Annotated in this window: 1 protein-coding gene and 1 pseudogene; one reads left to right on the top strand and one right to left on the bottom strand. The window is 42.8% G+C overall.

Going from position 1 to position 1,856, the window contains the following annotated elements; genetic code table 11:
- Positions 1-268: 268 nt before the first annotated feature.
- Positions 269-580, bottom strand: coding sequence for a BolA family transcriptional regulator (locus tag CIK04_RS28605; protein ID WP_097352137.1), 312 nt, complete (start codon positions 578-580; stop codon positions 269-271).
- 754 nt (positions 581-1,334) lie between these two features.
- Between CIK04_RS28605 and CIK04_RS34675 the strand changes: the two are divergent.
- Positions 1,335-1,856 (top strand): annotated as a pseudogene (locus CIK04_RS34675) (class I SAM-dependent methyltransferase); the annotation flags it as partial.

The following is a 1,856-nucleotide window of genomic DNA, read 5'->3' as shown; positions in this document are numbered from 1 at the left end:
TTTGGAAAGAATTGATAGATATAGGCTAACTATTGTTCATAACTTTGAACACGTCGCACAATGGCCAAACCATCGTGCCAGATGAATAGGTGAGATTCATAGTTTGAAACATCCTATTCATTCTGTTCATTTGTTGAAACAGTGTTAACGCATTTCTTAACCAAATTTGTCACGCAATTTGTCGGTTTTGTACACATAGAAAAAAGATGGCTTGACCATCTTTTTGAATAGAATAACTGAAAATTTAACACTTCAGGTTAGAAATTGCTCAGTGGTTGGTACCACCCATACACATTGGGCTATCTGGCGCGCCATCTCGCTGTAGCTTCCATTCCTGATCAGTATAGGTATGAATCGCCAAAGCGTGGATGTTATTTTCCAGCTCATTCGCCAATGCTTGATTCACTAAACGATGTCTGGCGATCAATCTTTTACCTTCAAAAAGATCGCTCACCACAATCACCTTGAAGTGACTTTCCGAACCCGGTGGTACATTGTGCATGTAGCTCTCATTCACCACACTCAAGTGACTAGGTTCAAATGTATTGTGTAATTTTGTCTCTATGATTTCTTGAATCATATTCAAACCCTCTCTACTCACCGACTATAAGTATAAGTCGAACCAACGTGAAATTTCTTACACACACTTAAATAACAGCCATCATTCTAACAATGTCTCACTACTTAGACGAAGATCCCTGAGTGTTTTTTGCTAGCTGTGCCTATCTTGTTTGCTATCCTTCTGCGAGAATATCGTAACTAACAATGAAACAAACACCATTGTATGAAAACCGAACTCAATCTCTTTGACCGACAACTCACCCTCATTCAGATACCCAAACAACGCCAATGAAACCCTGCAAGCATGGGACGCGGGCGATGAATACTTGATCAATTATGTGGAAGAGTTGGCCTTAGACACCCCACAGTAATATTCTTATCCTGAACGATCACTTCGGCGCTCTATCATGCTGGTTTTCTGCTCAACACCAAGTCACTATGATGAGCGATTCTTTTATCTCTCAGCAAGGGACAAAAGAAAWTTACAACGAAATCAATGCCGTGAAGTAAAGCTACTGACAACGCTAGACGCAATTCCAGTAGAGACCAATTTGGTGTTATTTCAACTTCCCAAAAACAACCGTCATTTGACTTTGGCAGTTAACTCAATTGCGAAACGACTCTCACCAGACGTCCCAGTGGTCGCCGTGAATAAAGCCAAAGAAATCCATACCTCAACCCTCAAACATGTTTGAAAAGTACCTAGGACCACAAAAACCTCCCTTGCTTGGAAAAAACATCGTCTCKKTTTTTGCCAAGCAGACTGTGCGCAAATGAATGACATCAGCCCAGTGACTCGTTGGAATGTTGAAGAACACAAGATGACACTCAACAACTTGCCAAACGTCTATTCTGGTGAGAGTCTCGATTTGGGCGCGCGTTTTATGCTCGAGCACATCCCGCAAGATGAGAACCTCAAGCACATTATCGATTTAGGCTGCGGGTAACGGGGGGTGTTATCCGTCAAAAGCCGCGCAGCTCAAACCCGAAGGGCGAAAGTTAAACCTTGGGTGGGATGAAAAAGCTACATGGGCCATTGAGTCCGCTCGCCTCAATTTACAAAGAAAAATGTCACAGTGCCAATAGATGCTGAGTATATTGCCAATAACTGTTTGGACGGGTTTGCTGGCGAGATCGCGATCTCGATTTTATGCAACCCCCCTTTCCATCAACAACAAGCGATCACGGATCACATTGCTTGGCAGATGTTTTGCGACTCCAAACGCGTCCTTAAAAGAGGGGGAAAACTGCAGGTGATTGGTAATCGCCACCTTGGTTATGATGGCAAACTCAAA

The sequence above is a fragment of the Vibrio sp. 03_296 genome, from assembly GCF_002265885.1.
Note: the sequence above shows the minus strand (reverse complement) of the source record. Positions and strands in the feature narration are given on the sequence as shown.